At 62.8% G+C, this 23,446-nt stretch carries 17 protein-coding genes and 1 tRNA gene; 10 read left to right on the forward strand and 8 right to left on the reverse strand.

Translation table 11 applies throughout. From position 1 onward, the window contains the following. The first annotated feature begins 416 nt into the window (after positions 1 to 416). The 3 genes from DZK26_RS11070 to DZK26_RS11080 all read left to right on the forward strand — a co-directional run bounded on the left by DZK26_RS11070 (position 417) and on the right by DZK26_RS11080 (position 1,777). Positions 417 to 632 carry a type II toxin-antitoxin system HicA family toxin gene (locus DZK26_RS11070; protein WP_116897371.1) on the forward strand — a complete coding sequence of 72 codons (216 nt, stop codon included), beginning with the start codon at positions 417 to 419 and terminating at the stop codon, positions 630 to 632. A 5-nt stretch (positions 633 to 637) separates the two neighbouring features. Further along, on the forward strand, positions 638 to 1,075 hold the full coding sequence (locus tag DZK26_RS11075) for a type II toxin-antitoxin system HicB family antitoxin (RefSeq protein ID WP_116897370.1): 438 nt from the start codon (positions 638 to 640) through the stop codon (positions 1,073 to 1,075). 183 nt (positions 1,076 to 1,258) lie between these two features. Further along, positions 1,259 to 1,777, forward strand: coding sequence for an AlpA family transcriptional regulator (locus tag DZK26_RS11080; RefSeq protein ID WP_116897369.1), 519 nt, complete (start codon positions 1,259 to 1,261; stop codon positions 1,775 to 1,777). 156 nt (positions 1,778 to 1,933) lie between these two features. Here DZK26_RS11080 and DZK26_RS11085 read toward each other — a convergent pair whose 3' ends face one another. Further along, positions 1,934 to 2,443: an REP-associated tyrosine transposase gene (locus DZK26_RS11085; protein WP_116897368.1), complete on the reverse strand. Its 510-nt coding sequence runs from the start codon at positions 2,441 to 2,443 to the stop codon at positions 1,934 to 1,936. 349 nt (positions 2,444 to 2,792) lie between these two features. Then, a tRNA-Leu gene (locus DZK26_RS11090) sits at positions 2,793 to 2,879 on the reverse strand. Positions 2,880 to 3,271: 392 nt separating this feature from the next. On the opposite strand from DZK26_RS11090, the gene DZK26_RS11095 reads away from it, so the two are divergent. The 5 genes from DZK26_RS11095 (at position 3,272) to DZK26_RS11115 (ending at position 14,919) form a co-directional block, all read left to right on the forward strand. Then, entirely contained in the window at positions 3,272 to 4,435 is a 1,164-nt protein-coding gene (locus tag DZK26_RS11095) for an acyl-CoA dehydrogenase family protein (RefSeq protein ID WP_116897367.1), read from the forward strand. 80 nt (positions 4,436 to 4,515) lie between these two features. Then, the gene (locus tag DZK26_RS11100) at positions 4,516 to 9,462 is read left to right on the forward strand and encodes an NAD-glutamate dehydrogenase (protein WP_116897366.1); all 4,947 of its coding nucleotides are present in this window, start codon (positions 4,516 to 4,518) and stop codon (positions 9,460 to 9,462) included. A gap of 156 nt (positions 9,463 to 9,618) precedes the next feature. After that, positions 9,619 to 10,410, forward strand: coding sequence for an NAD kinase (locus DZK26_RS11105; RefSeq protein WP_220337035.1), 792 nt, complete (start codon positions 9,619 to 9,621; stop codon positions 10,408 to 10,410). A 137-nt stretch (positions 10,411 to 10,547) separates the two neighbouring features. Next, the gene (locus DZK26_RS11110; protein ID WP_116897365.1) at positions 10,548 to 11,486 is read left to right on the forward strand and encodes a 5'-nucleotidase; all 939 of its coding nucleotides are present in this window, start codon (positions 10,548 to 10,550) and stop codon (positions 11,484 to 11,486) included. 118 nt (positions 11,487 to 11,604) lie between these two features. Beyond that, on the forward strand, positions 11,605 to 14,919 hold the full coding sequence (locus DZK26_RS11115; protein WP_116897364.1) for an amidohydrolase family protein: 3,315 nt from the start codon (positions 11,605 to 11,607) through the stop codon (positions 14,917 to 14,919). A gap of 337 nt (positions 14,920 to 15,256) precedes the next feature. Here the strand turns inward: DZK26_RS11115 and DZK26_RS11120 are convergent, their stop codons facing one another. The 4 genes from DZK26_RS11120 to DZK26_RS11135 form a co-directional block, all read right to left on the reverse strand. Beyond that, positions 15,257 to 15,739 carry a hypothetical protein gene (locus tag DZK26_RS11120; RefSeq protein ID WP_147306604.1) on the reverse strand — a complete coding sequence of 161 codons (483 nt, stop codon included), beginning with the start codon at positions 15,737 to 15,739 and terminating at the stop codon, positions 15,257 to 15,259. 44 nt (positions 15,740 to 15,783) lie between these two features. Then, on the reverse strand, positions 15,784 to 17,145 hold the full coding sequence (rimO, locus tag DZK26_RS11125) for a 30S ribosomal protein S12 methylthiotransferase RimO (RefSeq protein ID WP_116897362.1): 1,362 nt from the start codon (positions 17,143 to 17,145) through the stop codon (positions 15,784 to 15,786). Positions 17,146 to 17,343: 198 nt separating this feature from the next. After that, positions 17,344 to 18,117 (reverse strand): cobalamin-binding protein, encoded by a 774-nt coding sequence (locus DZK26_RS11130; RefSeq protein WP_116897361.1) that lies wholly within the window; start codon positions 18,115 to 18,117, stop codon positions 17,344 to 17,346. Positions 18,118 to 18,343: 226 nt separating this feature from the next. Beyond that, positions 18,344 to 19,669 (reverse strand): MFS transporter, encoded by a 1,326-nt coding sequence (locus tag DZK26_RS11135; RefSeq protein WP_116897360.1) that lies wholly within the window; start codon positions 19,667 to 19,669, stop codon positions 18,344 to 18,346. A 189-nt stretch (positions 19,670 to 19,858) separates the two neighbouring features. Between DZK26_RS11135 and DZK26_RS11140 the strand changes: the two genes are divergently transcribed. Further along, on the forward strand, positions 19,859 to 20,194 hold the full coding sequence (locus DZK26_RS11140) for a TraR/DksA C4-type zinc finger protein (RefSeq protein WP_116897359.1): 336 nt from the start codon (positions 19,859 to 19,861) through the stop codon (positions 20,192 to 20,194). Here DZK26_RS11140 and corA read toward each other — a convergent pair. Further along, on the reverse strand, positions 20,191 to 21,333 hold the full coding sequence (gene corA, locus DZK26_RS11145; RefSeq protein ID WP_116897358.1) for a magnesium/cobalt transporter CorA: 1,143 nt from the start codon (positions 21,331 to 21,333) through the stop codon (positions 20,191 to 20,193). The two genes, DZK26_RS11140 and corA, sit on opposite strands and share 4 nt — an antisense overlap. A 24-nt stretch (positions 21,334 to 21,357) precedes the next feature. Between corA and DZK26_RS11150 the strand changes: the two genes are divergently transcribed. Continuing rightward, complete coding sequence (locus DZK26_RS11150; protein ID WP_116897357.1) at positions 21,358 to 22,182, forward strand: SDR family NAD(P)-dependent oxidoreductase; 825 nt, start codon at positions 21,358 to 21,360, stop codon at positions 22,180 to 22,182. A 4-nt stretch (positions 22,183 to 22,186) separates the two neighbouring features. Here DZK26_RS11150 and kbl read toward each other — a convergent pair whose 3' ends face one another. Then, the gene (kbl, locus tag DZK26_RS11155; protein WP_116897356.1) at positions 22,187 to 23,380 is read right to left on the reverse strand and encodes a glycine C-acetyltransferase; all 1,194 of its coding nucleotides are present in this window, start codon (positions 23,378 to 23,380) and stop codon (positions 22,187 to 22,189) included. Positions 23,381 to 23,446: the final 66 nt, after the last annotated feature.

A 23,446-nucleotide genomic window follows, 5' to 3' on the forward strand; every position in this document is an offset into this window, starting at 1 on the left:
TTGGTCATAAACACCTCTCCATCTGTCAAAATTGAGGTGTCTACTTTTTCGGGGTCGCTCCACGGAAGCCGCGATAGCGGCTATCCGGGACCTCGCATGGTGGGCGGCCTTGGCTGAGTGCCAGCTGAGGTGTGCGAGGTCCCGGCTCTCCGCTTCGCGGAGCCTGCCCCGGACTTGATCCGGGGGCCGGGACGACAGGGGGTTAGGTCGTATTGTCGTTTCGTCGTTTTGTCATCCCGGAAACCGCGGAGCGGTTATCCGGGATCTTGCATGGTAGACAGTGGCATGGCTTGGCTGAGTGCCGGCTGGGATGTGCGGGGTCCCGGATAAGCGCACCGCGCTTTCCGGGACGACAAGGGGAGGGGCGGCGTCGCGGCAGTGGTTTGCGAATCGTACAAAAATGTACGATAATTCTCATGAACGGAAACGAATTCATCAAACGATTGAATCGGCTGGGCAAGCGGCGGAGTGTTTCCGTTCGCTACGAGGCGCATGGGAAGGGCAGTCATGGCCGCATCTATTTCGGTGAGCGGTTCGCCACCCTCAAGGACCGGAAGAAGGAAATCGGCAAGGGGCTGTTGAGAGCCATGTGCAAGCAGTTGGGTATCGATCCAAAGGATCTGGAGCGCTGATCGTCATGCGATATGTTTATCCGGTAACGCTGGAGCGCGATGAAGACGGGCGTTTTGTTGCCCTGGCCCGTGATGTGCCGGAGGCGATGGCTGACGGGGAGACATTCGAGGGTGTCTGTTCGGAGATGTCGGACGCGCTGGGAGCGGCACTGGCGGGATATTCTCTGGAGGGCAGGGGCCTGCCGGAGCCATCGGCCGAGGAAGGTGATGAAGTGTTAATTCCAGTCTCGCCGTTGGTGGCGGCAAAACTCTCCTTGCGTGAGGTGATGCGTCAGAAGGGCATCAGAAACACGGAGCTTGCCAGGCTGATCGGTGTTTCTGAAGGCGCCGTGCGCCGGCTGGTGGATCCGGATCATTCGTCACGGCTGGATCGCGTTGTTGCTGCGCTTGATGCACTGGGACATCATCTGATCATCGAGGACCAGCCTCGGCGGGTGGCGTAGGTTTGTTGTTTCGTCGCTTTCCGGGACGATACGTAGGGGCCTAGTCAGGTTGTCACTTGACAACCTGACTAGTGGGGCGCAATATATATGGCAAGAAAACGGCATCCTAAAAAAGCGGTTGAAGCTGCGGTACGGGTTGCCGAATCAGCGGTGTACTCACTTCGAACCGGAGGAGTCGGACCCATGAATTATGAATTCGAGTTAATTTTCCAGCTTCCTGCCTCTGAACGCCGTTCCTTTTGGGAGTTGGTCGAAGCCTTGATGGAGGCTGGTTGCGATGACGCGATTGTTGGGACGGGGCATCCGGGGCGTTTGGCGCTGCAATTCGATCGGGATGCTGACTCGGCGGAGGCGGCCATATGCTCGGCATTCGACAACGTGGAGAGTGCAGTGCCTGGAGTGGACCTTGTCGAGGCCGTTCCGGATTACGTGGGGCTGACCGAGATTGCCGATATTATTGGAATATCTCGTCAGGCATTGAGAAAGCAGGCCCTGAGTCATCCTGAGTTTCCAAGGCCCATTCATTTTGGAAAACCGTCTCTCTGGCATCTTTCGCCGGCTCTCGATTGGTTGAAACGTTATCGAGGAGATACTGTGGATCCTGAGCTGGAGAGTATCGCGAAAGTTGCCATGAGATTGAATATCAAAGCGCAGCAGGTGCAGGCTGAACGAAGCCACGGAGTTGTTGCGGTTGGTGGGTGAGTCTCATGCGTCGGATGAACGTTTGAAAGTCGCGGCACTGTCCGCGACTTTTTTGTTTTGGGCGGGTGGTTCGGTCTCGTGCGTCGGCGACGTCGCGCCGACCTACGGCTCGGTGGCCCACATCAGGTAGGTCGCGGCAACGTCCGCGACGTCTTGTCATTCCAATTCCATTCCGGAAATCCGTTTGGGCTCGGCCGTGCCCCAGCATTTTGTGTATGCGCCACGGGCTAGCCAGGCATGGAAGCTGCTCCAGCGGTATTGGCAGGCCATGGCAACGTAACCGTGCTTGACGGGGTTGTAGTGGATGTAGTCGAGATGGCGCCGGAAGTCCTCGTCGTCGCGGAGGATGTGGTCGTAGTAGCGGCGCTGCCACAGGCCGTTCCAGGATTGTCCGCGATGGTGGCGCTTGAAGTTGACGGTTTGTTTGAGCCGGGACACCAGTTCCGGCACCGAGGCAGTCGGGCCGGCGATCAGTAGCCAGTGTATGTGGTCATCGAGGATGACGTGGCCGAGATGTCGATAGGGGTGTCGTTGCTTGAGCTCCCGCATCGATTCCAGCAGCAGTTTCTTGTTGGCCGCAGGACGCAGCCATGGCCGCCGGTTGCCGGTGACCAGCGTGAGGAAGACCCAGTAGTGGCGCTCGAAGTAGCGTCGATAGCGTGGCATGGGCCCATGGTGGGCATGTTGTCGGGTGGGGGCATCGGGAGTTTGGTGCGGGGTGGTGTAGGAATTTTGCGTGGCGGTTCCCGATGGTCCGGGATTCTTAGATTTCGGGTGCGGGGGGTGATTCGACCTCGTCCGTCGGCGGCGTTGCGCCGACCTACGGGGCTTCGATATGTGTACGGGGGGAAACGATGGTGCCCAGGGGGAGACTCGAACTCCCACATCCTTTCGGATACTAGCGGTTAAAGCGCTCCGCAGGCGCTTCTTTGTGCTCGCGCACAAAACCGCACCTGCTGCGCGATTTGTTCATATCGCTTCAGGTGCACGAGGCTGCAGAAAGTGGGGGATTAAATGGTGCCCAGGGGGAGACTCGAACTCCCACGTCCTAATGGACACTAGCACCTGAAGCTAGCGCGTCTACCAATTCCGCCACCTGGGCAGGTGGAAGCGCGGCATTATAGTGCAAGCCGCGGGGGTTTTCCAAATTTTTGTCCCCCCAAAAAGAAGGCGGCCGGAGTGCGGGTACTCCGGCCGCCGGGGTAGGTGTGGCCCGGGCAAGGGGGGAACCCGGGCCACGATCCGGATGGGGAAGGGGGGAACCCCGGTCCGGAGATTATGATTGTACGGGGCGCTCAAGCGCTGTCAAGCGCGATTTTGCGGGTTCGTGAGGCAGTTCTCATTCGAGATTTCGAGCTGTCGGGGAGTTCATGTTTGCCCTGCGGGGGTGCCTGGGGCTCGCGGTGGGGCTTCAGGCACTCGCATTGCCTGTCTTCACCGGTCTGGGGGAGTATAATCGCGAGCCTGAATTCACTTGCCAGGAAAGCGATTCTGATGGATTTTGCACTGACCGACGAGCAGCAGATGATCCAGGCTGCTGCACGCGATTTTGCGCGTGACGAGATTGCCCCGATTGCCCCCGAATTCGACGCCTCCGGCGAGTTTCCGCTCGAGACGATCCAGCGCATGGGCGAGCTGGGCCTGATGGGCATCGAGGTGCCGGAGGAATACGGTGGCTCCGGGCTGGACACGATCGGCTATGCGCTGGCCATGATGGAGGTCTCGGCCGCCGATGCCGCCCACGGCACCATCATGTCGGTCAACAACTCCCTGTTTTGCAACGGCATTCTCAAGCACGGCACCGAAGAGCAGAAGCAGCGGTACGTGCGCGCCATCGCCTCGGGCGAGGAAATCGGCGCCTACGCGCTGACCGAGCCGCAGTCGGGCTCGGATGCGGCCAACATGAAGTCGCGTGCGGTGCTCAGCGACGACGGCAGCCACTACGTGATCAACGCGCGCAAGTCCTGGATCACTTCCGGGCCGGTGGCGCGCTACCTGGTGCTGTTCGCCATGACCGATCCGGATGCCGGCGCCAAGGGCGTGACGGCGTTCATCATCGACGCGGAAAAGGAAGGCTTTCACCGCGGCAAGCTCGAACCCAAGCTGGGCATCCGCGCCTCGGCCACCTGCGAGATCGAGCTGACCGACTACAAGTGCCCGGTCGAGGATCGACTGGGCGAGGAAGGCCAGGGCTTCAAGATCGCCATGGGCGTGCTCGACGCCGGTCGCATCGGCATCGCCGCACAGGCCGTCGGCATTGCGCAGGCGGCTTTCGACGCCAGCGTGGAATATGCCCAGGAGCGCAAGGCCTTCGGCCGGGAAATCGGCACGTTCCAGATGATCCAGGCCAAACTGGCCGACATGAAGACGCGCCTGGAAGCCGCGCGGCTGCTGACGCTCAAGGCCGCCTGGACCAAGATGAAGGCGATGGAGACCGGCGGGCGCTTCACCCAGGAAGGCTCGATGGCCAAGCTGTTCGCCTCCGAGGCGGCGATGTGGATTGCCCACCAGGCGGTGCAGATCCACGGCGGCATGGGCTACAGCAAGGAAATGCCGGTCGAGCGCTATTTCCGCGACGCCAAGATCACCGAGATTTACGAGGGCACCAGCGAGATTCAGAGGATGCTGATAGCGCGCATGGAAACCGGCCTACGCTGAGGGCCCGCCGCAAAACTACTGCGCGTGCGGCTGACGGCGTCCGGCAATGATATTCGGGGTAATAAACAGGGTTTGATGGAATGACCCAGCACAGCGAGAAAAAAGAGCGGATTCTGGAGGAGGTTGCCGGGATCGTGGCCCGGGGCGAGGGCCGTGAGCTGGGCAGCGGGTTTGCCCGGCGATTGTTCCGGCGGGTGCCGGTCAACGAAATGGCCGAGCATTCGGTCGAGGACCTGGCCGCGATGGCGACCGGTTTTCTCGACTTCGCCCGCCAGCGCGTGGGCGACGAGATCCGCTTTCGCATCTACAACCCCCACAGCGACCGGCACGGCTGGGAGTCGAGCCACACGATCATCGAGATCGTCAACGACGACATGCCGTTCCTGGTCGACTCGGTGGTCCTGGCGCTGTCCGAACTCGGCATTTCGGCGCATCTGATCATCCACCCGGTGATGCGCGTGGTGCGTGATCAGGGCGGACACATGATGACGCTGGCCGCCGACGACGACAAGGACACCGGCCATCCCGAGTCGATGATGCACCTGCAGGTCGACCGCCAGAACTACCCGGAAATGCTGGCGAAGATCGAGCGCCGCATCCTTTCGGCCCTGGCCGACGTGCGCCTTGCGGTGGCGGACTGGAAGTCGATGCTGGCGCGCTCGCGCGAGATCGCCGCCGAACTGCCCAAGACCCACACCCACCTGTCCGAAGAGGCCCGCCAGGAAGCGCGCGACTTCTTCGACTGGCTTGCCAACGATCATTTCACCTTCCTGGGCTATCGCGAATACGTGATCGAGGAAGGCGACGACGGCCGCGTGCTGCGCGCCGTGGCCGACAGCGGGCTGGGCATCATGCATCCCGAGCATCGTGATGCGCCGGTGCGCCCGCTCAAGGAACTGGGCCGCGGCAGCGAGCAGCCCTCGCCGGACGACCCGATCATCATCACCAAGACCAACGCCACCTCCAGCGTCCACCGCGGTGGCTACATGGACTACATCTCGGTGCTGTATTTCGACAAGAACGGCACGGTGACCGGCGAGAAACGCCTGATCGGGCTGTTCACCTCCGGCGCCTATATCCGCCGTTGCCAGGACACGCCACTGGTGCGCCGCAAGGTTACCGAGGTGGTCGAGATGTCGGGCCTGCAATCCGGCAGCCACGCCGGCAAGGCGCTGATGCACATCCTCGAGACCCTGCCGCGCGACGAGCTGTTCCAGGCCTCCAGCGAGGAGCTGCTGGACATGGCGATGGGCATTCTCGACCTGCAGGAACGCAGCCAGACGCGCCTGTTCATCCGGCGCGAGCGTTTCGGCCGCTTCTTCTCCTGCCTGGTATTTATTCCGCGCGACCGCTTCAACACCGAAAACCGCGAGAAGATCCAGAACATTCTCAAGCGCGCGCTCAAGGGCGAGCGGCTGGATTTTGCCGTGCAGGTCGGCGAGTCGAAGCTCGCGCGCGTGCACCTGGTCATCCGGCCCAAGGGCGATGCCACGGTCGATTTCGATATCGAGGCCATCGAAAACCGCATCAAGCAGGCCATCCGATCCTGGGAAGACGAGTTGACCGAGATCCTCGTGCGCGAGCACGGCGAGGAACACGGCCTGGAACTGGCGCGGCGCTTCGGCCGGGCCTTCCCGGTGTCGTATGTCGACGACGTCTCGCCCAATGTCGCCAGCTATGACGTGATCAACGTTTCCAGGTTGCGCGATCTCGACGACTTGCGCATGAGCCTTTACAAGCCGCGTCGCCGCGGTACCGGCCTGCTGCGCTTCAAGGTCTTCAAGCACAGCCAGCCGCTGCCGCTTTCCGACGTGCTGCCCATGCTCGAGAACCTGGGCATGCGCATCGTCTCCGAGCGGCCCTACGAGCTGACCGTCTCCGACGGGCATCGCGTCTGGATCCAGGACTTCGACATGCGCCCGCCCAACGACAGCGAGGTCCAGCTGGATCGCGTTCGCGACAAGTTCCAGGAGGCCTTCGAGCAGATCTGGCGACGGCGCTGCGAGAACGATGGCTTCAATCGCCTGGTCATGGTGGCGGGGCTGGACTGGCGGCAGGTCAAGCTGCTCAGGGCCTGCAGCAAGTACCTGCTGCAGACCGGCATGCCGTTTTCGCAGAACTACATGGAGCAGACCCTGGCGGCCTGGCCGCTGGTCGCCCGCCTGCTGGTCGAGTATTTCGAAATGCGCTTCGACCCGGCCCGGCGGGGCGAGGGGCGCCAGCACCGAAGCAGCGCCCGCAAGCGCCTCGAGGCCCAGTGCCGGGAATTGTGCGCGAGTTTCGATGACGATGTGCTCTTTGAATACCTCGACGAGGTCTGCCGCTCGCGCGAGTCCGAGCCGTCGGAAAAAACTGAATTCCACCTGCGCAAGACCATCCTGCGCGCGGTCGACAGCGTCAGTTCCGCCGACCAGGATCGTATCCTGCGCGCCTTCTACGACCTGATCCGCTCCATGCTGCGCACCAACGTCTACCAGCGCGACGCGCGGGGCGAGTGGCACGAATATTCCAGCTTCAAGCTGGACTCCTCGATCGTGCCGGAGTTGCCGCAGCCGCGTCCCTGGCGCGAGATCTGGGTCTATTCGCCGCGGGTGGAAGGGATTCACCTGCGCGGCGGCCAGGTCGCCCGTGGCGGCCTGCGCTGGTCCGACCGGCGCGAGGATTTCCGCACCGAAGTGCTGGGCCTGATGCGTGCGCAGAGCGTCAAAAACACCATGATCGTGCCGGTCGGCGCCAAGGGCGGCTTCGTGGCCAAGCAGCTGCCCGAGGGTGACGACCGCGAGGCGATGATGGCCGAGGTGGTCTACTGCTACCGAAGCTTCATCAACGGCATGCTCGACATCACCGACAACCTCGACGGCGACGACCTGCTGCCGCCACGCGATGTCGTGCGCCATGACGATGACGACCCCTACCTGGTGGTCGCCGCCGACAAGGGCACGGCAACGTTCTCCGACATCGCCAACGCGATTTCGGCCGAACACGGCTTCTGGCTGGGTGACGCCTTTGCCTCGGGCGGTTCCAACGGCTACGACCACAAGCAGATGGGCATCACGGCCAAGGGTGCCTGGGAGTCGGTCAAGCGCCATTTCCGCGAACTGGGGCTGGACACCCAGAACGAGGACTTCACGGTTGTCGGCATCGGCGACATGGGTGGTGACGTGTTCGGCAACGGCATGTTGCTGTCGCAGCATATCCGGCTCAAGGCCGCCTTCAACCACATGCACATCTTCATCGACCCCGAACCGGATGCAGCGGCCAGCTTCAAGGAACGCAAGCGGCTGTTCGAAACGCGGGGAACGACCTGGGCGGACTACGACGAAAAGCTGATCTCGAAGGGCGGCGGTGTGTTTTCGCGCCAGGCCAAGACGATCGAACTGTCCGACGAGGTGCGTGAGTGGCTGGGCGTGGATAAAGAGGCCCTGGCGCCGCACGAGCTGATCAAGGCCCTGCTCAAGGCACCGGCCGACCTACTGTGGAACGGCGGCATCGGCACTTACGTCAAGGGCGAGAACGAGGCCCAGTCCGATGTCGGCGACCTGGCCAACAACCTGGTGCGCATCAACGGCCGCGAGATCGGCGCACGCGTGGTCGGCGAGGGCGGCAACCTGGGCCTGACGCAGGGCGGGCGCATCGAATTCGCCATGGCCGGCGGTCGGATCAACACGGATTTCATCGACAACTCCGCCGGTGTCGACTGCTCCGACCACGAGGTCAACATCAAGATCCTGCTCAACGACGCCGTCGAGCGCGACATGATCACGCTCGAGGACCGCAACGAGCTGCTGGCCGACATGAGCGACGAGGTCAGCGACCTGGTGCTGCGCTCGAACTACCTGCAGAACCAGGCGCTGAGCATGATGGAGTCGATCACCAGCGACCGGCTCGGCGCCGAAGCGCATTTCATCGCCGTGCTCGAACACCAGGACGTCATCGACCGCGATCTCGAGCAGTTGCCCGACGACGAGGAACTGCGCGAGCGCGTCGCACGCGGCCAGGGCCTGACCCGGCCGGAGCTGTCCCTGCTGCTGTCCTACAGCAAGATCACGCTATACCAGGACCTGGTCGCCTCCGACGTGCCCGAGGACCCCTATCTCTCGGCCGAGTTGAAGGATTATTTCCCGACGCCGTTGCAAGAGCGCTTCAGCGACCTGATGCCGGAACATCGCCTGTGGCGCGAGATCATCGCCACGCGGGTGACCAACAGCATCGTCAACCGCATGGGTGCGCCGTTTGTCATGCGCATCCGCGAAGACACCGGCGCCAGCTCCGCCACGGTGGCCAAGGCCTACACGGTGGCACGCGAGATCTTCGCGGCACGGGATCTGTGGCAGAAGATCGAGTCGCTGGACAATCAGGCGCCGGCATCGGTTCAGCTCGATGCACAGCTGGAGATGTGGAACCTGCTGCGCCAGGTCACCCGCCGGCTGATCACATTGCCCGGCGGTTATGCCATCGATATATCCAGCAAGGTCGAGCGCTTCGCCCCGGGCATCGAGCGCTATCGCCGGGCGCTGCCCGAGATGCTGCACGGCGATCTCAGGGAAGCACTGGATTCACGCCGGGAGGAACTGGTGGAGGCCGGTTTTCCGGAAGAGCTCGCGTACGATATCGCCGGCTTGCGCTATGTCTTCTCCGCGCTCGATATCGTCGACGAGGCGCGCCGGCAGGAGCTCGAGGTCGAGGCAGTCGCGCGGGTCTACTTCCGCCTGTTCGACTACCTGTGCCTGAACTGGTTGCGCACCCAGATCGAGGAGCTGCCGGTCGAGCGTCAGTGGCACGCCCACGCACGCGGCCACCTGCGTGATGACCTCTACCGCTGCCACCGCGAGCTCACCCGTCGTATCCTGACCGAGACCGGCGACAATCCGGAGCCGGTCAAGGCCTGGATGGAACGCAACGACGAGGCCGTCGACCGCATCAGCCTGATGCTCGAGGAGATGCGCAATACCGGTTCACGCGACTATGCCGTACTGCAGGTGGCGGTGAATGGGCTCGGACAACTCCTGCACGCGACATCGGAATGATTGTCGATTGGGCTTGTTGTCGCTTCGCCGCTTTGTCGTCCCGGCCTTGAGCCGGGACCTCGCACGCGGAGTATCGGCACGGCTTTAGATATGCCATGCTAAACGGTCAGGTGCGAGGTCCCGGATAATCGCATTCGCGATTTCCGGGACGACAAAGTGACAAAACGACCAAACGACGAAGCGACGCCGATGAAGTTCTCCATCCTCGCCAGCGATCACCCCGGCTCCCAGGAAGCCGCGCGGGCGTTGCGCGAGCGGTATGGCGAAGTGGACCTCGATGATGCCGAGGTGTTGGTGGTACTCGGTGGCGACGGCTTCATGCTGCACACCCTGCACGAGCACGTCGATCGCAACCTGCCGGTTTTCGGCATGCGCTTGGGCGAGGTCGGTTTCCTGATGAACCGCTTCGCCGACGATGACCTGCCCGAGCGTATCGCCGCCGCCCGCGAGGTGGTGCTCAATCCGTTGGAGATGCTGGCCACCAACGTGGACGGCGGGAAGCACCGGGCGGTGGCCATCAACGAAGTCGCACTGCTGCGCCAGATCAACCAGGCGGCCCATATCCGCATCCTGGTCAACGGCCGCGAACGCGTCGCGCAACTGGTCGCCGACGGCGTGCTGCTGGCCACGGCCGCCGGCTCGACCGCCTACAACCTCTCGGCCCACGGCCCCATCCTGCCGCTGGGCACCGAGGCGGTGGTGCTCACACCCATCTCCCCCTTCCGACCACGCCGCTGGCAGGGCGCCATCCTGCCGGCCTCCGCCGAGGTGCGCTTCGAGATCGTCCACCCCGAAAGACGCCCGGTCAGCGCCACGGCCGACTACGACGAATTCCGCAACGTGGTCAGCGTCGACGTCAAGCAACAGCGCAATGTCACGCATCGGCTACTGTTCGACCCCGAGCATTCCCTGGAAGAGCGGATCCTCTCGGAGCAGTTTTTCCAGTGAGGATCTAAGTGTGAAGTGTGAAGTATTGAGTGTGAAGTGTGAAGTGTGAAGTGTGAAGTGGCGGGCGCTAGATTGCTTACACTTTACACTTCACACTTTACACTTAGACCCTTCCTCCCCACCGTTATAATCAACCCATGGCGAAGAACGCAGCCAAAAAACCCGACGAAAATCCCGGCCCCCTGACCATCGGGATCTCCTCGCGGGCGTTGTTCGATCTCGACGCTTCGCATCGGGTGTTCGAAGAGGAAGGGCTCGAGCGCTACATGACGTATCAGCGCGAGCGCGAGGACAAGATCCTCGGCAAGGGCGTGGCCTTTCACCTGGCCGAAAAACTGCTACGGCTCAACGACGACGGCATGGACCACCCCGGCGTCGAAGTCGTGTTGATGTCGCGCAACAGCGCCGATACCGGGCTTCGCATCTTCAATTCGATCGAGCATTACGGGCTCAATATCGAGCGCGCGGTTTTCACCAACGGCGCCAGCCCGGCCGACTACATCGAGCCTGCGGGTGCGCAGCTGTTTCTCTCGGCCAACGAGGACGACGTCCGGCGCGTGCTGATGGCCGGCTACGCGGCTGCGACCATTCTGCCGACGGCCATTCGTGAGAATCGGTCGGATCAGCTCAAGCTCGCCTTCGACGGCGATGCGGTGATCTTTTCCGACGAGGCCGAGCGCATCTACAAGGAACAGGGCCTGGAGGCGTTTTCCAGCAGCGAGCGCACGCAGGCGGGCAGTCCGCTCTCGGCCGGTCCCTTCAAGAGCGTGCTGGAAGGTATCCAGCGCATCCAGGCCGCCTATCCGATGGAAGAAAACCCCATCCGAACGGCGCTGATCACGGCACGCTCGGCGCCGGCCCACAAGCGCGTGATCCTGACGCTACGCGCATGGGGCATCCGCATCGACGAGGCGATGTTCCTCGGCGGCCGCGAAAAGACGCCTTTCCTGCGCTCCTTCGGCGCCGATATCTTCTTCGACGACCAGACCCTCCACACCGGGCCGGCAAGCCGAGAGGTTGCTACTGGTCATGTTCCGCATGGCGTTGCTAATGAACAGGCCAGCGAAGACGATTGATGAAATTTAAGTGTTAAGTGTTAAGTGTGAAGTGTGAAGTTCGGCAGCCTGAACACTTCACACTTCACACTTAACACTTCACACTCAAGTTCCATAACCCAACCCAAGAGACTTAAAGATGCCCCATAGATTGCTGTTGATGCTTCTCCTTTTCGTTCTGGCTCTGCCGCTTGCGGCGCAGGAAAACGGGGAGGGCGATGATGCCGAGAAGGAGTCCGCCGCCGACTGGTCGGTGACCGAACCGCCGGGTGACTGGGAGACGGTCACCATCGATACCGACGAGGTGACCTGGTCGGATGTCGATGTTCATCCCGACGGCGAGATGCTGGTCTTCCACATGCTCGGCGATATCTACACCGCTTCCATCGACGGTGGCGGGGCGACGGCGTTGACCGGCGACCTGGCCTGGAACTTTCAGCCGCGCTACAGCCCGGATGGCTCGAAGATCGCCTTCGTCTCCGATCGTGACGGTGCCGAGAACGTCTGGATCATGGATGCCGACGGCAGCAACCTGACCCAGGTGACGGATGAAAGCGATCACCTGCTGCACAATCCGGCCTGGTCGCCGGACGGCGACTACATCGCCGCGCGCAAGGGCTACGTCTCGCGCCGCTCGATTCCGGCCGGCTCGATCTGGCTCTATCACCGCGGCGGCGGCAAGGGCGTGAGCCTGGTCGATCGCCTGCACGGCGAGGACTCGCAGAAGAACATTGCCGAACCGGACTTCTCGCCCGACGGTCGCTACGTCTACTACAGCCAGGACATGACGCCCGGTTCGACCTGGGAATACAACAAGGATGCCAACGAGGGCATTTTCGCGATCCGTCGTATCGACCGCGAGACCGGCGAGACCGAAACCGTCGTCTCCGGCCCCGGCGGCGCCATCCGGCCGGTGCTCTCGCCCGACGGCAGCAAGCTGGCCTTCGTGCGCCGCAACCCGACCGAGTTGACTTCCCGGCTGATGGTCAAGGATCTCGAGTCCGGCATCGAGCGCACGCTGTTCACCGAGCTCGAACGCGACAAGCAGGAAACCTCGGGCGACATGGGTAACTTCCCCGGCTTTTCCTGGACGCCGGACGGCGAGTCGCTCGTGGTCTGGACCGACGGCAAGTTCCACCGCATCGGCACCGATGGTTCGCATGAACCGATCGAGGTTCGGGTGACCGCCGAGAAGAAGATCCACCCGGCGCTCAAGCGCCAGGTCGAGGTCTCGCCGGATACCTTCCCGGTGCGCATGGCGCGCTGGACGCAGCGCAGCCCGGACGGCCGTTACGCCATTTCCCAGGCCATGGGCTATCTGTGGCTGCACGACCTCGAAAGTGACAGCCGGCGCCGCCTGACCGATCAGGACGAGCACTGGGAGTTCTACCCGCGGTTCTCGCCCGACGGCCGCTCGGTGGTCTATACCACCTGGCACGACGAGGAACTGGGCTCGGTGCGTATCACCCCGGTCGGTCGCGGCCGCACCCGCACGATCACCGATGAACCCGGCCACTATATCGAGCCGGCCTTCTCGAGCGATGGCGAGCGGGTGGTATTCGTGCGCACCACCGGCGGCTACCTGACTTCGCCGGCCTGGTCGGAGCGGACCGGCCTGTACGTGGCCGAGGCCGACGGTGACGGCATGCGCCGCGTTCACGATTCGGGCGGCAATCCGCAGTTCTCGGCCGATGGCGAACGGATTCTCTTTTCGCAGAACGGCGGTGACGGCCTGGCGCTCAACAGCGTCAACCTGGAAGGCAACGACCCGCGCGAACACCTGCAGGGCAAATGGGTGACCGAGTACCAGGTCTCGCCCGACGGGCGCTGGGTGGCCTTTACCGAGCACTACAATGCCTATGTCGCGCCCTTTTTCCCGGCCGGCGGCAAGCTCACCCTGGGTGGCAATGCCAAGGCCTTTCCGGTGCGACAGGTTTCAGCGCGAGCCGGTGATCACCTGCATTTCGACGCCGACAGCTCGACCATCGGCTGGTCGCACGGGGCGACGCTCTACCGGCGTGAGCTGACCGATGCCTTCGCTTTCCTGGAGGGCGCGCCCGAGGAACTGCCCGAGCCGGAAACCGAGGGCATGGACCTGAGCTTCGAGGTGGAATCCGATCGCCATGACGGCCGCATCGCGCTGGTCGGCGGCCGCGTCGTGACCATGCGCAACGCACAGGAAGAAAAGGAGATCATCGAAGACGGCATCGTGCTGGTGGACGGTCATCACATCGAGGCGGTGGGCTCGCGCGACGAAGTCGAAGTGCCGTCCGGCTACGAGACCATTGATGTCTCCGGCAAGACCATCGTGCCCGGTCTGTTCGACGCCCACGCCCACGGACCGATGAGCTCGCGCCAGATCACGCCGCAGCAGAATTGGGCGCAGATGGCCAACCTGGCCTTCGGCGTGACCAGCATCCACGACCCGTCCAACGACAATGCCGCCATCTTCTCGATGGCCGAGCTGCAGCGTGCCGGGGAAGTGCTGGCCCCGCGCATCTGGTCCACCGGCCGGATTCTCTACGGCGCGATTTCGCCGGGAGCGACGGCCAAGGTCAATTCCTACGAAGATGCCGAATTCCACGTCCGGCGCCAGAAGGAGCTGGGCGCGATCTCGGTCAAGAGCTACAACTACCTCCGGCGCGATCAGCGCCAGCAGGTGCTCGAGGCCGGTCGCAATCTCGACGTGATGGTGGTGCCCGAAGGCGGCATGCGCCTGGAGCAGAACCTCAACCACATCGTCGACGGTCATACCGGCCTGGAACACAGCCTCTCGGTCAAGACCGCCTACGACGATATCCGTCAGCTCTGGCGCCAGACCGACGTGGTTTATTCACCCACCTTCGTGGTGGCCTACGGCGGCCTGATGGGCGAGGAGTACTTCTACGATCGCTTCGATGTGTGGAAGAACGAGCGGCTTTTGAACTTCGTGCCGAAGTTCATCGTCTACCCGCGCTCGATCCGCCGCCAGAAGGCGCCGGACGAACACTACAACCATATTTTCGTGGCCGAGCAGGCCAAGGCCCTGAACGAACTGGGCGTGCCGGTGGTCATCGGTGCCCACGGCCAGCTCGCCGGCCTGGGCGCGCACTGGGAGATGTGGTCGATGGTGCAGGGCGGTTTCTCACCCTGGGAAGCCCTGCGCGGGGCGACCATCGACGGGGCCGAGTACTTCGGAATGGGTGAGGACGTCGGCTCGATCGAGGCCGGCAAGCTGGCCGACCTGATCGTCATCGACGGCGACGTGCTCTCCGATATCCACCAGAGCCAGAACGTGGCCTACACCATGCTCAACGGCCGGCTGTATGAGGCCGCGACCATGAACCAGGTCGCCCCCGAACAGGTCGAGCGGGATGAATTCTTCTTCGAGCGCGAAGGCGGTGACGCCTGGGTGCCGGAGACGATGGAGTACATCGAGAGCCTGGGAAGGGAGCACGGCTGGCATCACCACTGAGGTGGCCATCGAAAGGAGATTAGTGAACCCCTCGCCTTTGGGCGATGGGTTCACTCTTGTAATTTTCAAATTCCAGGCACCAATTCTCAAACAAGGACCAATGTTTCAATGACCGAATGATCAAAACAGGGCCGCAGGCGTTCGAAGCGCCCCGATTCGTTTCGGTCACTTGAAATTTCGGTCATTGAGATTTGTTTGTAGATTGGTGCTTGGTCCTTGGACATTGAAGTCCTGAGGCAATCGGCCGCATGGCCGATCAATCCCGATTTAGACGGTGGTCGTTGACAGAATCGGAGCCCCGCCGGGACTTCCCGGCGGGATCGAAGCAGGTGGGTTATCAGTTGCTGCGTTCTTCGCGCATATTGGCGGCGCGCTCGATGATTTCCTCGCCGGTCATGCCGTCGAGCGTCTTGTAGAGATTGGGCAGGCCCTTCCAGGCAGCCGTGTCGTAAGTGCCGAGGAAACGCAGCGCTGAATCGAGCTGCCGGTACTGATCCTTCGAGGTGTCCATGGCGATCAGCTCGAGGCTTTCCTGGAACGCCTCGGGGCTGGAACCGTCGACGACCATCGTCAGGCCGTAGCCTTCCTCGTCGGCGCTGCCGTCAATGCGCGGAATCTTCTTTTCGGGATCCGCATCGCGGTCGCGCAGCGACTCGGGCTCTTCTTCCTGTTGCCGCTCGTCGCGTCGAACGATTTCGCGCTGGTCATCCGCCGATTCCTCCTGGGCGGCCTGCGTGGTTTCTTCGGGCGGCGGTTGTTCGTCGGTACCGCAGCCGATCGCCAGAAAGGCGACGCTCAGAATGCAGATGGTTTTTTTCACTGTGTTCTCCATGAGTTTGCGTATCGGGAAAGCTTTCAGCCTGCTTAGATGGCCTTGGAGCGCTGCAGTTCCGATTCATCGACCGCTTCGGCCTGCAGGTCGTATTCGTCGGCCCGGGTGATGCGCACCATCAGCGCGTCGCCGGGCTGCGGGTCGATCGCGCCGGATACGACCACCTGGCCGTCGATCTCCGGGGCGTCACCATAGCTGCGCGCAATGGCAATATCGCCCTCGATCGAGTCCACCAGGACCGGCTCGATGCCGCCCACACGCCGCTGCAGGCGGCGGGCGCTGATGGCGGACTGATGCTGCATGAACCTATGCCAGCGTTCCTCGGCGACTTCGTCGGGAACCGGATCGGGTAGTTCGTTGGCGGCCGCGCCTTCGACCGGTGAGTACTTGAAGCAGCCGACCCGGTCGAGTTGGGCTTCGTCGAGCCAGTCGAGCAATTGCCGGAAGTCGTCTTCGGTTTCGCCCGGGAAGCCGACGATGAAGGTCGAGCGGATGACGAGTTCGGGGCACTGCTTGCGCCATTTGTGAATACGCTCGAGCGTATTCTCGGCCGCGGCCGGGCGGCGCATGGCCTTGAGTACCGAGCGGCTGGCATGCTGGAAGGGGATGTCCAGGTAGGGCAGGATGCGCCCGGCGTTCATCAGTTCGATGATGTTGTCGACGTGCGGGTAGGGATAGACGTAGTGCAGTCTCACCCAGATGCCCAGTTCACCCAGGGCGTCGCACAGATCGTACAGTCGGGTCTGGTATTCGCGGTCGCGCCAGTAGTCGGTCTGGTATTTAAGATCGACGCCGTAGGCGCTTGTGTCCTGGCTGATCACCAGCAGTTCCTGCACACCGCGCTCGGCCAGTTGTTCGGCTTCGCGCATGACCATGCCCAGCGGGCGGCTGACCAGTCGGCCGCGCATCGAGGGGATGATGCAGAATCTGCACTTGTGGTTGCAACCCTCTGAAATCTTTAGGTATGCATAATGCTGCGGGGTCAATTTCAGCCCGCCGGGCGGCACCAGGTCGAAGCGCGGGTCGTGCGGTCGGGGCAGGTTCTGATTGACCGATCGCACCACGGCCTCGGCCTGGTGCGGGCCGGTGATGCCGAGCACTTTCGGATGAATGCGCGTGATGTCTTCGGGCTTGGCCCCCATGCAGCCGGTGACCAGCACCTTGCCGTTGGCGTTGAGCGCCTCCCCGATGCTCTCGAGCGATTCGGCCTTGGCCGAGTCGATGAAGCCGCAGGTGTTGACGACCACCAGGTCGGCGTCTTCGTGGGACGGCGCAATGTCGTAACCCTCGCTCTTAAGACGCGAGACGATATCCTCGGAGTCCACCAGGGCCTTGGGGCAGCCCAGGGAGACCAGGCCGACCGACGGTCGCTTGTGGGATTGGGGTTGCGTCATGGGGGCGTATTCTACTCTGACGAGTAAAGTGTGAAGTGTTCAGTGTGAACGTCTGTAGTGTGAAGTGTAAAGTGTTAAGACTCAACGAGTTGGCTTTGTGCCAACACCTGACATGCAACAGCTAACATGGACCACATCACCCGCAAGTCGAAAAATCCAAAACATGAACCATCAGCCTAACGCCCGCCACTTCACACTTCACACTGAACACTTCACACTTTCAACGACTTCGCGCAACTTCCTGATCCCGTCGATGAGCCTGGGCCCCGGCCTTCCCAGCCACGCCTCGCTGATGGGAAAGATTTGCTCGTTCGCGATTGCAGGGATGTTCGACCAGCCCTCGCGACGGCTGACGATATGCGGCCGGTACTTGCTTTCGTCGACGCCGCACCAGCTCATCACCACCGCTTCGGGCGATGCTGCGCGGGCCATGTCGGTGTCGACTTCCAGGCTTTCGGCGTCGCGGTCGTGCCAGGGATTGATGCCGCCGGCTAGCCTGAGCATCTCGTTGACCCAGGAATGCTTGCCGGGGACGATCACGGGCTTGGGCCACCATTCGACCAGGATCGGGACCGGTTCGTGGGCTGGCGGATCCGAGGCCAGTGCGGCCTCGAATTGCGCCGTCAGTTCTTCAGCTCGCTGCCGGGCATCGATAGCCTCGCCGATGCGACGTATATCGGCGGCCACATCCGCCAGGCCGTGAGGCCGGGTGACCAGCAGCGGCAGCCCGGCTTTCTCCATGCGCTCCAGGCAGCGTTCGTGTCCCGGAACGGTCAGGGAGGTGATCACCAGGTCCGGCTCGAGCGCGAGGATCTTTTCGACATCCACTTCCAGATCCGGCCCGATCCGCGGCAGGCGCTCGACCACCTCGGGCGGGTAATCGGAGTGATCGTCGACACCGACGAGCCAGTCGGCCCGGCCTAAGGCGCAGACGATCTCGGTGTTCGAACAAGTATGGCTGACGATCCGCATGGCGGATAGTGTGAAGTGTTCAGTGTGAAGTGTGAAGGTATGTAGTGTTAAGTGTGAAGTGTGAAGTGTGAAGTGGCGGACGTTGGACAGGTGGTGCATGTTTTGATTTTTTCGGCTTGCGGGTGGCGTGGCCCGTGTTAGGTGTTATGTGTTGGGTGTTAGCGCAAAGCCATCTCATTGATTCTTAACACTTTACACTTCACACTTTACACTCCTCTTTCACACTTCACACGCGGAAACTATCCGCAGCGCGATGTCCGCGGGCTTCGTTGATTGGCCAGGCGGTGAGGATCGCGGCGCCAAACAAAACCAGACAAAAGACGATGGCGGTGGCCAGCCCCAGCCAGGCCTGGAGGAGCCCCAGGCCGAGGATGCCGAAGATGGCGGCCAGTTTGCCGGCCGTGCCCCAGAAGCCGAAGAACTCCGCGGCCTTGCCGCGCGGCGTGAGCATGCCGACCAGGGCCCGTCCGGCCGACTGGGACGAGCCCAGGCTCAGCCCGGCCAGCAGGCCGGCGAACAGGAAGACGTGCTGGGCCTGCCAGTTCAGGTCGAACCAGTCCCGGGCCAGGGCGGCCACCGTCGGCGTCTGCCAGATGGCGGTAATGGCCGCCAGCCAGAGGAAGAGGGTCAGCAGGTAGGTGAAGCGGGCACCCAGGCGATGCTGCAGCAGGCCGAATATGACCGCGCCGAGTGCGGCGGTGATCTGGACGGTGACGAACATGGCGATGCGGACCGACTCGTCCCAGCCGATGACCTGCGCGCCGTAGATGAACGCGAAGCTGATGACGATGTAGATACCGGCCATCTTGAAGAAGATCGACACCAGCAACCAGCGCAGGTCGGGGAAATGCGCCGCCTGGGTAAAGGTGTTGGCCAGGCGTCGAAAACCGGCCCTGACGGCGGACTCGCCGGGTGTGAGTTCTCGTTGCCGTCCGCGGTCGCGCACCCACAGGAAAGTTGGAAGGGCCGTGATCAGGAAGAAGACGGCTGCGAAGGGTCCGACCCAGCGCACGTTGTCGTAGTTGGCCAGGCTGACCTCGCCGAGAAAGAGCAGGGCGAAGGCCGTCGACACCAGCCCGCCGATGTAACCGAGCGACCAGCCGAGCCCGGAGATCCAGCCCAGATCCTTTCGCGGCCCCAGACCGGGCAGGAAGCTGGCGATGAAGCCCTCGCCGATGGCATAGGCGAAGTTCGAGACGATGACCAGGATCATCGCCACCGTGATCCAGCCCGGCTCGACGAACCAGAGCAGGGCGGTGGCGACCACGGTGAGGGCGTAGCTGGCGAACAGGAAGGCCTTGCGCCGGCGGCTGTGGTCCATGATCGCGCCACAGATCGGGTTGGCAACGACCACCAGGGCGTAGGAGACAGCCAGCGCGATGCTCCAAAGCAGGTTGCCCAGGCGATAGTCGGGCCCGTCGCCGACGATCACGCGCGTGAACAGATCGCCGAAGACCACCGTGATGATCAACAGCGTGTAAGCCTGGTTGGCGAAGTCGAACATGGCCCAGCCGAAGATCTCTCTGGGGCGGGCACGTTTTTGGGTGACCATTACGTTTCAAGAAAGTAGTAAAAAGAAAATTTTGGGAACAGAAAATAGTGAATAGAAAATAGTGATGAACCGCCACAGAGGTTCGGAATGCTCCGAGGCTTCATTTCTATTTTCTATTTACTATTCTCTATTTTCTCCCTGACTAATGTCTGTTCGCCATCGGCTTTGCCGATCAGCTAGGATGAGGCAATGACCGACTTCCAGCAACTCATCCGCCGGCTTATCGCTGACCTCGAGGGCCGGGCCGAGTCCAGTCGTGAGGCGACGGCGACGGTGGAGCTGGACCAGACGCGACAGGGGCGGCTCAGCCGTATGGACGCGCTGCAAGGGCAGGCCATGGCCCAGGCGGCAGAGCGGCGTCGGGCGCATGAGATCCAGCGGCTGAAGGCTGCGCTGGCGCGTCTCGAGCGCGGCGAGTTCGGCGAGTGTCTGGAGTGCGGCGAGCCGATCGCCGAGGCGCGACTGCGCGCCGATCCCGGCGCGACGCTGTGCCTGGATTGCGCGAGCGAACGCGAGCGGGGCTAGACCAGGAAACGTCGCCGGAACCACATATAAAGCCCGACGCCGAGGACGGCCATGAGGCCCAGCGCCCCGAAGTAACCCCACTCCCAGCCCAGTTCGGGCATGTTTTCGAAGTTCATGCCGTAGATGCCGGCAACGAAGGTCAGCGGGATGAAGATGCTGGCCATGACGGTCAGTGTCTGCATGGCCTGGTTGCTGCGCTGGGCGCTGAGCGACATGTGGAGTTCGATCAGGCTCGCGGCCAGCTCGCGCGTGGCGTCGACCATATCCTGCAGTTGTGTGGTGCGGTCGTGTACGTCCTGCAGGTAGATGCGCAGCTGAGGCCGGAACATGGTTTCTTCGCGCAGTAATCTCGAGAGCAGGTCGCGCTGGCGCCAGCAAAGCCGGCTCAGGGCGATCAGGCCACGGCGTTGGTCATGGATCTCGGACAGGATCTCCGTACCGCGGCCTTCGAGGACCTGATCCTCCGTCTGGTCGATGCGCGCGGCAATGGCTTCGAGTACCGGAAACAGGTTGTCGATGGCGACGTCAAGCAGGGTATAAGCCAGGTAATCCAGGGGATCGGTCCGCAGGCGGCTGTCGGGTCGCTCCAGTCGATCGTAGATGGGGGAAAACAGGCCACCCTGCCGCTCGCGAAAGCTCAATAGCCAGTCATCGCCGAGGGCCAGGCCCAGAGTGTCGAGGCCAGGATGACCATTTTCCGGATCGAGCTGCGGGACCTGGGTGACGACCAGGTGAACCCCCTCGGCGCTATCGGTCTTGGTCTGTGGTTCGCGGTTGACCAGGTCGGCGAGCATCAGGGGGTGCAGGGCGAATTCCTGTCCGATCGCCTTGAGCGTTTCATCGCTGCCGAAGCCGGTCAGGTCGATCCACAGGCGATCGCTGTTCGCCCGGGCATCGCGTAGCGTGGCCAGGTCCGGGTCGGTGAGGATTTCGACTTCGCTGCCGCGGAAGCATACGGCGGTCAGCCGGGTCGGCGCGGCCTCGGGATCGATGAACAGCGTGCCCGGTACGGTGCCGGGCGGACGGCGCGCCCCGGAAAGGGCCACGCCGAGCAGATGCTGTGCCGGCAGCGCGACGAGTTGGTGAACGAATCGCTTGCTCAGATCCTGGAGATGATTGAGCTGGTCCGTGATGCCCATGTGCCGCTTTCCTGACTTGTGTTCATGTCAACCCTCGCCGAGAATGCCGCCATGGACGAATCGACGAAATCGCATCATACCGCGCTGATCACCGGTGGTGCATCGGGGCTGGGCGCCGCCATGGCGCGACGTTTCCATCAGGCCGGGTGGTCGGTGGTGGTTGCTGACCGGGATGCCGAGGGGGCGCGTTCATTTGCCGACGAACTGGGAGAGCGGGCGTCGGACCTGGCCATGGACGTGACCCGCTGGGAAGACTGGGAGCACGCCCGTGAGCAGGTGGGTGAGGTGGATGTCCTGATCAACAACGCCGGTGTCGCCGTGGGCGGCTCCCTGGAAGAGACCCCGCTGGAAGACTGGCAGTGGGTCATGGATATCGACCTGATGGGCGTGGTCGCCGGATGCAAGGCCTTCGTACCCGGTATGCGTGAGCGCGGCCGCGGGCACATCATCAATGTCGCTTCCTTTGCCGGGCTGGCCGGTGCGCCCCAGATCAACGCGTACGGCACGGCCAAGGCCGCGGTGATCGCCATGTCCGAGATGCTCAGGACCGAGCTCGCGCCGGCGGGTGTGCATGTTTCCGTGCTGTGCCCGGCCTTCGTGCGTACCCGATTGACCGAGACCATGCGCGCGCCCGACAGCGGATACCACAAACGCGTCGAGCGCTGGATGGACAAGTCCGGGGTCAGTGCCGAGGACGTTTCCGAAACGGTGTACCGGGCCGTCGAGAAACCGCGTTTCATGCTGCTGACCCACGCCAATACGCGTTGGCTGTGGCGGCTCAAGCGGTGGTTCCCCAACCTCTACTTCCGTTTGATGATGCGCGGCGTTCGCCGCGCAACCCGACGCTGATCCGTCAGTCGATCACGCCCAGGCGTTTGCCAACCCGGGTAAAGGCGTCGACGGCCTGCTCGAGATGCTCGCGGGTGTGCGCTGCCGAGATCTGCGTTCGAATGCGTGCCTGGCCCTTGGGCACGACCGGGTAGAAGAAGCCGATCACGTAGATGCCTTCCTTGAGCAGTTCGTCGGCCATCTTCTGCGCCAGCGGGGCATCGTGCAGCATGACCGGCACGATCGGGTGCTCGCCCGGCAGCAGTTCGAAGCCTGCGTCGGTCATGGCCTGACGGAAGAAACGGGTGTTTTCGGCCACACGATCGCGCAGCTCGCTCGACTCGGTCAGCATCTCGAAGACCCTGAGGCTGGCGGCGACCAGGTGCGGCGCCAGGGAATTCGAGAACAGGTAGGGCCGCGAGCGCTGGCGCAGCATGTCGATGACCGGCTGGCTGGCCACGGTGAAGCCGCCCATGCCGCCGCCCAGAGCCTTGCCGAGCGTTGAGGTGAAGATGTCGACCTTGTCCATCACGCCATGATGTTCGGCCGAGCCGCGGCCGGTGGGGCCGAAGAAGCCGGTGGCGTGACAGTCGTCGACCATTACCAGGGCGTCGTACTTTTCGGCCAGGGCGGTGATCTCGTCGAGCCTGGCCACGTAGCCGTCCATGGAGAACACGCCGTCGGTGGCGATCATGCGCGTGCGCTTGTCCTGGGTCTCTTTCAGGATGTCCTCGAGCGCGTCCATGTCGGAGTTGGGATAGCGGTAGCGCTCGGCCTTGCACAGGCGCACGCCGTCGATGATCGAGGCGTGGTTGAGCTGGTCGGAGATGATCGCGTCCTCCGGCCCCAGCAGCGGCTCGAACAGGCCGCCGTTGGCGTCGAAGCAGGCGGCATAGAGAATGGCGTCGTCCTTGCCGAAGTACTCGGCCAGGGTCTTCTCCAGCTGCTTGTGCAGATCCTGCGTGCCGCAGATGAAGCGCACCGAAGCCAGGCCGAAACCGTGATCATCCAGCGCTTCCTTGGCCGCGGCAATGACGTCGGGATTGTCGGCCAGGCCGAGGTAGTTGTTGGCGCAGAAGTTGAGGACCTTGCCGCCTTCGAGCGTTTCGATTTCGACACGCTGCGGCGTCGTGATCTGCCGCTCGCGCTTGTAAAGCCCGTCGGCCTCGATCTGCGCCAGTTCGTCTTGTAGCCGATTCAATGTTGTCTGATCACCCATTGCACCATCCTCGGTATTCCAGAATCTATTGGCTTGCGGAGAGAGCGTCGAGCAAGGTGCGGTCGG

The organism is Wenzhouxiangella sp. 15190, from assembly GCF_003417465.1.
Taxonomy (GTDB): Bacteria; Pseudomonadota; Gammaproteobacteria; order Xanthomonadales; family Wenzhouxiangellaceae; genus Wenzhouxiangella.

What these genes read in the sequence shown, in the direction of transcription:
- corA (WP_116897358.1), bottom strand. Translation starts at nt 21,333, where the DNA reads ATGGGCATCACGGACCAGCTCAATCATCTCCAGGATCTGAGCAAGCGA.
- rimO (WP_116897362.1), bottom strand. Translation starts at nt 17,145, where the DNA reads ATGACGCAACCCCAATCCCACAAGCGACCGTCGGTCGGCCTGGTCTCC.
- DZK26_RS11080 (WP_116897369.1), top strand. Translation starts at nt 1,259, where the DNA reads ATGAATTATGAATTCGAGTTAATTTTCCAGCTTCCTGCCTCTGAACGC.
- DZK26_RS11150 (WP_116897357.1), top strand. Translation starts at nt 21,358, where the DNA reads ATGTCAACCCTCGCCGAGAATGCCGCCATGGACGAATCGACGAAATCG.
- DZK26_RS11070 (WP_116897371.1), top strand. Translation starts at nt 417, where the DNA reads ATGAACGGAAACGAATTCATCAAACGATTGAATCGGCTGGGCAAGCGG.
- DZK26_RS11130 (WP_116897361.1), bottom strand. Translation starts at nt 18,117, where the DNA reads ATGCGGATCGTCAGCCATACTTGTTCGAACACCGAGATCGTCTGCGCC.
- DZK26_RS11095 (WP_116897367.1), top strand. Translation starts at nt 3,272, where the DNA reads ATGGATTTTGCACTGACCGACGAGCAGCAGATGATCCAGGCTGCTGCA.
- DZK26_RS11115 (WP_116897364.1), top strand. Translation starts at nt 11,605, where the DNA reads ATGCCCCATAGATTGCTGTTGATGCTTCTCCTTTTCGTTCTGGCTCTG.
- DZK26_RS11100 (WP_116897366.1), top strand. Translation starts at nt 4,516, where the DNA reads ATGACCCAGCACAGCGAGAAAAAAGAGCGGATTCTGGAGGAGGTTGCC.
- kbl (WP_116897356.1), bottom strand. Translation starts at nt 23,380, where the DNA reads ATGGGTGATCAGACAACATTGAATCGGCTACAAGACGAACTGGCGCAG.
- DZK26_RS11085 (WP_116897368.1), bottom strand. Translation starts at nt 2,443, where the DNA reads ATGCCACGCTATCGACGCTACTTCGAGCGCCACTACTGGGTCTTCCTC.
- DZK26_RS11110 (WP_116897365.1), top strand. Translation starts at nt 10,548, where the DNA reads ATGGCGAAGAACGCAGCCAAAAAACCCGACGAAAATCCCGGCCCCCTG.
- DZK26_RS11075 (WP_116897370.1), top strand. Translation starts at nt 638, where the DNA reads ATGCGATATGTTTATCCGGTAACGCTGGAGCGCGATGAAGACGGGCGT.
- DZK26_RS11135 (WP_116897360.1), bottom strand. Translation starts at nt 19,669, where the DNA reads ATGGTCACCCAAAAACGTGCCCGCCCCAGAGAGATCTTCGGCTGGGCC.
- DZK26_RS11140 (WP_116897359.1), top strand. Translation starts at nt 19,859, where the DNA reads ATGACCGACTTCCAGCAACTCATCCGCCGGCTTATCGCTGACCTCGAG.